This window comes from Corallococcus sp. CA041A (assembly GCF_003612075.1).
GTDB lineage: Bacteria > Myxococcota > Myxococcia > Myxococcales > Myxococcaceae > Corallococcus > Corallococcus exiguus.
Genome location: NZ_RAWF01000359.1, coordinates 1 through 8,108, shown reverse-complemented (window position 1 = coordinate 8,108; position 8,108 = coordinate 1). Strand labels below are relative to the sequence as shown.

General features: G+C 66.8%; 9 protein-coding genes. 4 read left to right on the top strand and 5 right to left on the bottom strand.

The window, feature by feature from the left end; genetic code table 11:
* Positions 1-743 (top strand): hypothetical protein (locus tag D7V77_RS38385; RefSeq protein ID WP_233597493.1); only part of this gene is annotated, 743 nt, incomplete at its 5' end.
* 10 nt (positions 744-753) lie between these two features.
* Here the strand turns inward: D7V77_RS38385 and D7V77_RS43430 are convergent.
* From D7V77_RS43430 to D7V77_RS38370, 3 genes are all read right to left on the bottom strand, one after another.
* On the bottom strand, positions 754-936 hold the full coding sequence (locus D7V77_RS43430) for a Fic family protein (RefSeq protein WP_126936209.1): 183 nt from the start codon (positions 934-936) through the stop codon (positions 754-756).
* 38 nt (positions 937-974) lie between these two features.
* Positions 975-1,745, bottom strand: coding sequence for an ATP-binding protein (locus D7V77_RS38375; protein ID WP_120581186.1), 771 nt, complete (start codon positions 1,743-1,745; stop codon positions 975-977).
* Positions 1,746-1,857: 112 nt separating this feature from the next.
* Positions 1,858-2,226 carry a hypothetical protein gene (locus D7V77_RS38370; RefSeq protein ID WP_233597492.1) on the bottom strand — a complete coding sequence of 123 codons (369 nt, stop codon included), beginning with the start codon at positions 2,224-2,226 and terminating at the stop codon, positions 1,858-1,860.
* Positions 2,227-2,380: 154 nt separating this feature from the next.
* Between D7V77_RS38370 and D7V77_RS38365 the strand changes: the two genes are divergently transcribed.
* Positions 2,381-3,454, top strand: coding sequence for a hypothetical protein (locus tag D7V77_RS38365; protein WP_120581185.1), 1,074 nt, complete (start codon positions 2,381-2,383; stop codon positions 3,452-3,454).
* A 76-nt stretch (positions 3,455-3,530) separates the two neighbouring features.
* Here D7V77_RS38365 and D7V77_RS38360 read toward each other — a convergent pair whose 3' ends face one another.
* A complete protein-coding gene (locus tag D7V77_RS38360; protein WP_120581184.1) occupies positions 3,531-4,982 on the bottom strand; it encodes a metallophosphoesterase in 1,452 nt (483 codons plus the stop codon).
* Positions 4,983-5,110: 128 nt separating this feature from the next.
* Here D7V77_RS38360 and D7V77_RS38355 point away from each other — a divergent pair, with 128 nt between their 5' ends.
* Together D7V77_RS38355 and D7V77_RS46080 are read left to right on the top strand one after the other, a co-directional pair.
* Entirely contained in the window at positions 5,111-6,454 is a 1,344-nt protein-coding gene (locus D7V77_RS38355; RefSeq protein WP_120581189.1) for a restriction endonuclease fold toxin 5 domain-containing protein, read from the top strand.
* 14 nt (positions 6,455-6,468) lie between these two features.
* Positions 6,469-7,191, top strand: a complete 723-nt coding sequence (locus D7V77_RS46080) for an immunity 52 family protein (RefSeq protein WP_120581183.1) — start codon at positions 6,469-6,471, stop codon at positions 7,189-7,191.
* Positions 7,192-7,195: 4 nt separating this feature from the next.
* Here D7V77_RS46080 and D7V77_RS38345 read toward each other — a convergent pair.
* Positions 7,196-8,108, bottom strand: a 913-nt coding sequence (locus D7V77_RS38345; protein WP_120581182.1) for a TIGR02266 family protein, incomplete at its 5' end; no start/stop codon positions are given.

The following is an 8,108-nucleotide window of genomic DNA, read 5'->3' as shown; positions in this document are numbered from 1 at the left end:
CACCTTCGGCATCTTGCCACCTCCATCGAGGTAACCCACCAGACGCCTTCCATCGTGCCGATGCGCAGGCTCACGGCCGCTCGATGGCCTGTCAGCTCATCCCTCGCTCAGGATCGGATCCAGACCCGTTGGATCCGGCCATCGCCGGCAACATCAACGACCCGGACCTGGTCCGGCCGGTGGTGCGCCCCGCGGTGTCGGCGATGCTCAAGGTGAGCTTCTACCTGGGGGACAAGTTCACGTCGGAGGACACGCTGTTCCATTCGCGCAGCACGCTGGGATTGGATGTGCCGCTATCGGACGGGATGTCTGTCTTCAATCTGAGGACGAAGCTCGACATGTGGGAGTACGCGGGGAGCCTCCGCTACAACTTCCTGCGAGGCGGCTTCCAGCCCTACGCGAAGGTGGGCTACGGGCTGACGTGGTACCGGTTGGAGGACGGCAGCATCAACGGGCAGGGGATGGCGAACCCGAACTCGTATTGGGTGCGCCGGCCGGGCTTCTTCCGCAACCTGTGGCCCAACACGCTGCACCTGGGAGCGGGGGTGGACGTCATCCTGGTGAAGGACTTCATTCCAGGACTGCACGGCGTGGATGGAGGCCTGCGCGCGGGCTACATCCTGTCGCGCCACGAATTGGGCGTGAAGGACCTGACTGGCGACAACGGGCTGCAGGGCATCGTCGTGGAGCCGGTGCACGTGTATCGCAACACCTTCGAGTTGCTGGGCACGCTGAGCTTCTGACGGCCATGGTTCAGCCCCTGCGCGTGGTCCGGTAGGCCTGAGCGGGATGCTTGGGGTTATCGGGATGGGTCCGTTCGAGGAGACCCTCTTCGACCATGGCCTTGAGGTGCCGCTCCGTCAGCTTGTCCGGGTTGTAATGCAGCTCATAGGCAAGCTCCGCAGGGAGCCAGGGCCGAAGCGAGGTAAGCGCCATGATGGCCTCGCGCAGGGCTGCCTTTCTGGGTCGGGGACCTAGTTTTTCGATGATCTCACGCGCCTTCGCGTCGATTTCCTTTCGGACAGCGACCTCCCCCAATCCGTCCGGAGCACCCCCCAATCCGTCCGGAGCACCCCCCAATCCGCGGCCAGGGTCTGTCCCACATTCACCCGCAGCGTGACGACCACGGCGCCCGTGACCTCGGCGAACTCCGGGGCGGAGAGTCCGGCGGCACGGCACATCTCGGCGACGCGGTTCGTGCCCCGGCCCCATTTCTCGATGAGTCCGGCACGGTAGAAGACCTCCGCGATGATGGGATTGCGCTGCACCGACAGATGCGGACGTGTGAGCGATTCAGGCGTGATGCCTATCGGGTATCGCCCCGCGCTCCATATCTCCACGCGGTCGTCGAAGATGGCGAGCGATACCGCGCCACCCGCGATGCTGTAGTCCCGGTGGATGAAGGCGTTGACCAGGAGTTCGCGCATCGCATCTGGCGGGATGAGCGGACGGTCGACACGCTGCAGGCGGCCCGATTCGATGCGGCCAGCCAACGGGAAATGCCGCTGGCAGAACAGCTCGGCCTCCTCGAGCAGCCGGAAGGCCGGTCCGCGCACGTTGCGTTGGTCGAGGAACTCGGTCTTGTCGGTGCCTCGAAACCGGGCCATCCGCAGCTCGCACTGGGGATGATGGGGAAGGAACGTCTTGCCAAAGAGCACGACCGCCGCGCGCAGGAGCCTGCCCTTGTGACGTACGCCAAGGCGGTCGAGCAGCTCGGGCAGGCCCCGCCCCACCGGGCCCGCCATATTCGACGCTGTTCCCTCCGGGCCGACGCCTCACTCGCGCGTGCGGCGTACGGACCGGGACCCTGGGTTCACGCGCGGAGACGGTGTGTCGCCGTGCGCCGGCGTCCGTCGACTACAGGCAGTCCACCAGGCCGTCGTAGATCGTCGTGCTGGTGCCGGGCAGCGTGGCGTAGAGGGGCGAGGTCCCGGAGAGCGCCGTCAGCAGCGAGGCCATCGTGGTGCCGCTGGCCAGCGGGCTCTGGCAGGTCCAGGTCTGCGTCTGCACGGAGAATCCACCCGTGGACGGGTTGAGCTCCTCGTTGCTCGCGGCGAACACCCAGACGCACTGGCCAATGACACCCGTCCCGCTGTTGACGGAACACTGGAAGCGCAGCGACTGGATGTTGCTGTAGTCGCCCTCGCAGAACGTGTCTCCACAGATGTCGTCGAAGTTCTCCTTCAGGTTCGAGCGCAGCTCCAGCCACGAACGGATGTTCATCATGGAGCACCTTCCTGGAAATAACCGCCCCACGGACGGAACGGTCACCCGCGAGGCGACTCGGGTTTGACAGGAAGTTCAAGCAAACCTTCGTTCACAAAGATTTCGCGGTGATGTCTGATGAGCGCCTTCCCCTCAAGGAAAGGCCGGTTCCCCCATGCGGTCATCGCTGCGCCGTCTTCCCTCTGTCCTGAAGTTCACGGCCGTCACCACGGCGTTGATGTGGCTCTCCGCCTGCGGTGAGGGCGTGCTGGAAGAAGAGGAGCTGTTCGCGCAGGGCCGGCAGGCGCTGTTGAACGGCGTGGGTTCGTCCGCGGCGAGGGCGGCGCTGACGAAGCGGTGGGCGCCCATCCACTACCAGGACGTGGACGTCACGGGCTCGCATTCGCTGAGTGGCAAGTCCGACTTCATCACCCGCGTGGACTTCGATGGGGACTGGAGCGGGACGAACAACTGGGACAACACCGGCTCGCGAGCCCTCACCGCGCACGCCTACCAGTCCGTGGTGGAGACCTCCACGCACTGGTACCTGCTCTACACGTTCTTCCACCCGCGCGACTGGTCCGACTCCATCTTCGACACCGAGCACGAGAACGACGGCGAGGGCGTGCTGCTCATCGTGAAGCGCGACGGCAGTGAGTACGGCTCGCTCGTGGGCGCGGTGACGGTGGCGCACAAGGACTTCTACTCGTTCGTGCCGTCCGGCAGTCCGCTCGGGTCGGGGTCGGAGTCCATTGATGGCGCGCTGTCCATGGCCTCCTTCGAGGGCGAGCTCCACCCCATCACCGCGCAGGAGGCCAAGGGCCACGGCCTCAAGGCGTGGCCGTACTACGACATCGTCGGAGACGGCGTGAAGTACTACCCGTCGCTCACGCTGGCGGAGCAGCCGTCGTCCGCCACGGACTCGGACGTGCGCTACAAGCTGCTCGACATCTTCAGTCCCACCGACGGCTTCTGGACGCGCCGCGACCTGACCACGCTGTTCTCCTCCGACGGCACGTTCCGGGGCGACACCAGCGGCGGCTGCGGGCTGGTGGCGGGCAACTGCGGCACCAACTCCGCGAACGCGCCCTGGGGCTGGGACGACCAGAACGACGGCCCCATCCTGCGAGGGGAGATCGCCAAGGACCCGGCGAAGCTGGCCGCGTACTACTTCAGCCCGTCGTCGCAGTTCTCCACGACCTACACGTTCAATCCCTTCCAGAACATCGGCAGTCCCAACCAGCCGTGAGCCAGGAGGTGTCCGATGACGGAGCCCGCTTCCTCAAGTGGGAAGCGGGCCCGTGTGTTTCATCCGGGGCGTCCGTTCAGCGCACCCAGCTCACGTTGCTGTAGGCCTTCGCGCCGTCCGCGCGCTCCGTGTTCGTCAGCGGCGCGTAGACGCGCGTGCTGATGGTGTTGGCCGCGGTGTCGACCTCCACGAGCCGCGTCGGGTTCGTGGTGCCATCGTGGAACGTGTTGAGCATCTGGTAGATGGTGTTGCCGTTCACGCCGGTGTCGGTGCGGTAGGCGGCGTTGCCCACGTGGCCGGAGAAGACGAAGCGCACGTTGGCGTACTGTTTGATGAGGGTGTCGAACACGTACTGGGGGCTGTTGTTGCCGTAGCCACCGTTTGACTGCTCGATGCCGCCGCTGCCGTTCAGGTGTGAGTGGGTGATGATGATGACGTTGTGCTGGGGGAACTGGGCCAGCACGGTCTTCGCCCAGTTCACGGCGTTCGTGCGAGCCCACAGCTCCAGGTTCAACACCAGCCAGTTCAGGCCGCCCGCGTTGAACGTGTGGTAGGCGTTGTCGCACTTGCCGGACTCGAACACACCGCCCAGGGCCTTGAAGCGGGACAGCGGGAAGTAGGTGTTGAAGGTGGTGGTGTTGCGCAGGTTGGCGTTGACGTTGCCGGGGCACGCGCTGCCGCCCTGGCACACGGCCGCCGTGTCGTGGTTGCCCAGGGCGATGGCGTAGGGAATCTGGGCGGTGTCGAGCACCTGGTAGGAATCACTGGCGCGCTGGTAGTGGAGGTGGTCGGGCGTGTCCCAGTCCATCAGGTCGCCGGTGTGCATCACGAAGCGGATGTCCTGGGCCGTCTTGTTGTCGGCGATCCACTGCATGCGCTGGGTGAGCCGGGTGGGGGCGTAGACCGTCTCCTGCTGCGTGTCGGGGATGACGACGAAGGTGAACTTCGTGTCCACCGTGGTGGGCGCGGCGTAGAACTGGATGCCCTCGTTGGTCCAGCCTGCGGTGGTGAGCGCGTCGCGCTCCGCCTGGGTGACGGCGTGGCGGTGTTTCTTCAGGCCCGGATTGTCGAAGCGGTAGACGGGCACCAGGCACGCGTCCGCCGTCTTGGACGCATAGAAACCCACGCCCTCGTCGGTGGTGAAGCCGGAGGCGATGAGGTTCGATCGCTCGGTGGCGTCGATGGTGACGATGTGTTCACCCCGGCTGGGGCTGTAGAGCCGGTAGACGGGGGACAGGCCGGTGCCGGAGGACTTCGCGGCCTTGAAGGGCGTGCCCCGGTCGTCGGTGTAGCCGTAGGTGGTGGCCGCGTTGGCGGCCTCGTTCGCATTGAGGGTGAGGAGGCTGTCGCCCGAGGACGGACGTACCCGGTGATACACGGGGCCGCTGAACGCGGCGCAATCCAGCGCCGCCGTGGTGCTGCCCAGGTCCTGCGCGGGCAGTTGCTGGGGCTCAGGCGCCTCGCCAGGGCCGCAGGCGGACAGCACGCCGGTCAGGGTCAGGGCCGCGAGGAGGGAAGAAGGCTTCAAGATGTGCTCCCAGTGAAGTCAAGATGTTCAAGTTAAAAATGAATTGCTGGGATGCGCATAGCATTGGTGGAAGGGCCGGAGAAGGCGTCTGTCGAGGAGTGTCGCGAGTGCCACAGGGGCAGGACCGCATGAGCGCGAGCAGGGCCGGGGTATGGGGGTTGCTGGTCGTGCTGCTCACGGGCTGCGCCAGCGGGCCCACGGTGCGGTTGCGTACGGAGCAGGGGACGCGGACCTACGCCCCGGCCACGTGGGACAAGCGGGTGCCGGTCAGCGCTCGGGAGTTCGAGGAGGCGCTGGCGCGTCTGGTGCTGGAGGTGCCGCTGACGGTTCGGTCACCGAGGGTGGTGCGCGCGGTCGCGAAGAAGGGAGCGCAGCTGGACCTGGGGTTCGGGTTCATGCTGCGGGACGGGTACGGACGGTGGTGCCGGGCGCATGAGGCTCCGGGAGATTGTTTGTCCTTGCTGGAGGATGGAGCGGGGTTCGGTGAGTTGGACCGGCTGACGCTCGCGGTGGGCATGTCGCTGGACCCGTTGCGCGCGAGCATCGGGGCGGCGCTTCAGGACACGCTGAACCCGGAGTTCTTCGTGTCCGTGGTGTCGGGAGCGATTGCGTCCTGGGTGGTGCTGGCGGCGGCGCCAGAGCCCGTGTTCACCAAGGCCGCGGCGGTGATTGCCGCCGTGTTCCTGGCGTACGTGGGCGTGCAGTCATTCCTCACGGTGGTACGGGCGTGCGGTGCGCTGAAGGCGGCGACGGACCGGGCGACGACGTTCCAGGAGCTGGAGGAGGCGGCGGAAGTCTTCGCGCAGGCACTGGGGCCAGAGGTGGCACGCGTCTTCGTGCTCGCGGTGACGATGCTGGTGAGTCACGGAGTGACGATGGGGCTGTCGTCCGCGCTCGCGTGGATGCCGCGTTTCCCGGACGCGGTGCGGCTGGGCTCGACACAGGCGGGCTTCAACCCGGCGCGCGTGCTGGACGTGAGCGCGGTGGCGGTGGTGGACGGCGTGGTGGAGGTGACGCTCGCGTCCACGGCGGTGGCCATGGCCGCCATGGGCCCTCCGCCTTCGAGTAGCAGCGCAGGTGGCCCGGGCAAGTGGGTGCAGGTGAACGAGTCGATGTCCGACCGCGCCCGCGACTATCAGGCCCAGGTGACGGGAGCACCGAAGGGCTCCGCGTACCGGCTCAAGGTAGGAGACGAAGAGGTCGACTTCGACGGCTACGACCTGGTCGACGATTCGCTGCTGGAGGCCAAGGGCCAGGGCTATGAGAAATTCATCAAGGACAACATGGAGATGAAGGACTTCTTCAAGGGCTTCCGAAAGATGCTGGTTCAGGCGGATCGCCAATTGGCCATGGCGCAGGGAAGACGCATTCGCTGGATTGTCGCGGAGGAGCGATTTGCCACCTTCCTCAAACAGGCCTTCCTCAGCACCGGGCGCAGGATAGAAGTCGTCCACATCGCCCCCCTCCAATAAGGAATCCTGGAACCATGTCCGAGACGTACTACGCAGGCTGCTATTGGCTGGCGCGTTCAGAGCCGGTCGAATCCTGTGCTCAGCGTCTTGCATCCTTCATCCAGCAGCTGGGCCCTTTGGAGTCCACGTGGAACCGCTGGCACCAGACGGCGGCCAATTTCGAGAAGGCCCGGAAGCGCCAGGTCCATACGGATGAAGCAACACTCGCGAAGCTCATGATGAGCAAAGCCCATCGCTTCATGGGCAGCTCCAGCTTCTGGCTCTGGGCGGGAGAGAACGAAGATGAAACTTCGAGCGTTCACGGCAACTGCGGGAGTGCTTCCATCCATTCATGCTCCGTCTGCGCCCTCAACACCGGCAGTCGGGGCAGTGTCGGGGAGCGCGTGCTGACCGCGCCCGTCCTCGCCGGTGTGATACGGGCCATGGCTCTGGCGTGGGAGCCGGAGACCGGAATCGCGACCTCCCATGCGCATCTGGAGCAGCTCAAGGTCGATCAATTTTCATCGCCCGGCACCTTCGTCGGCTGGATCATGTACTTCGCCGACTTCCGAGGCCCCGTGCCCCCACTGCCCACGCCCGTCCAGGTGGAGCACATCCCCAACCGGGGCACGCTCATCACCCTCACTCAGGAGAAGTTCACCGTCTCCAATCCGGCCCACGTCGCCCTGGCCGCGGACGTCCAGGCGCGCCTCCAGGACGCGGGGCTGCTCACGCCCCTGCGCCCCTGGGGCACCTGAGCCCTCAGTCCGGGTAGAACATCGGGTCGCGCGTCGCCACGAACGACGAGATGGCGTGCGCCACCTCCGACGGCAGCGTGGTGAATTGCACACCCACGCCGGGCATCAAGTCTGGCGTGCGGTCGTTGCCGTCGCGCGCCCAACGCACCACGCCGTTCACCGTCAGCGGCCGGCCCCCCGGCAGTGTGAAGTCCAGCTCCACCGGCGTGCCGCGCGGCACCGCCTCCACCGTGGCGATGAAGATGCCGCCCTCGCTGATGTCCATCGAGAAGCCGGTGAAGAAGTTGGAATCACTGCGCGTGTCGATGGTCGTGTGCATCCGCACCCGGCCCGCCTTGCGCGCGTCGCTCTTCGCCGGAGTGACGGCCACGGGCGCGCGCGCCGGAAGCCGCTCCGCGCGCGTCGGCGCCTCCGTGGACGGCTTCTCCGGGGACGGCCGCAGGGCCGGGGGCGGGACGACCTTCTGGGTCTCCGCCTCCGCCGCGCGGCGGGCCTTCTGCTCGGCCTCCTCTCGGGCCCGGGTGGCGTCCTCCACCCGCTTCAGGTCGGACTCGGCGGACGACAGCGCCTTGTCTACCCGGGCGGCGTCCTCCTGCTGCACGCGCAGCGCGGACTGGAGGTCCAGCCCGGCCTGGCGGCGCGTGTCCAGCGCGACCTCTCGCGCGTCCAAGGCCTTCTCACGCAGCCGCGTAAGCTCCGGGGACGGCTCGGGGGATTCGGTGTCCTCCAGGCGCATGGCCCACTGGGACAAGCGCGAGTCCCCGGCATGCTCCGGCCGGGCGAGGGCCTGGCGCATGCGGGCGAGCCGGTCGGTCAACGCGGCGGCATCCGCGGTGGCGCGGGCTACCTGTTCGGCGAGCTGCGCTTCCAGCCGGGCCATGTCGGCTTCGGCGCGCGCCAGATCGGCTTCCCGGGAG

Excerpts from the sequence above, each read along its gene's own strand:
- D7V77_RS43430 (WP_126936209.1), bottom strand. The coding sequence starts at position 936 with ATGGCGCTTACCTCGCTTCGGCCCTGGCTCCCTGCGGAGCTTGCCTAT.
- D7V77_RS38375 (WP_120581186.1), bottom strand. The coding sequence starts at position 1,745 with ATGGCGGGCCCGGTGGGGCGGGGCCTGCCCGAGCTGCTCGACCGCCTT.
- D7V77_RS38370 (WP_233597492.1), bottom strand. The coding sequence starts at position 2,226 with ATGATGAACATCCGTTCGTGGCTGGAGCTGCGCTCGAACCTGAAGGAG.
- D7V77_RS38365 (WP_120581185.1), top strand. The coding sequence starts at position 2,381 with ATGCGGTCATCGCTGCGCCGTCTTCCCTCTGTCCTGAAGTTCACGGCC.
- D7V77_RS38355 (WP_120581189.1), top strand. The coding sequence starts at position 5,111 with ATGAGCGCGAGCAGGGCCGGGGTATGGGGGTTGCTGGTCGTGCTGCTC.
- D7V77_RS46080 (WP_120581183.1), top strand. The coding sequence starts at position 6,469 with ATGTCCGAGACGTACTACGCAGGCTGCTATTGGCTGGCGCGTTCAGAG.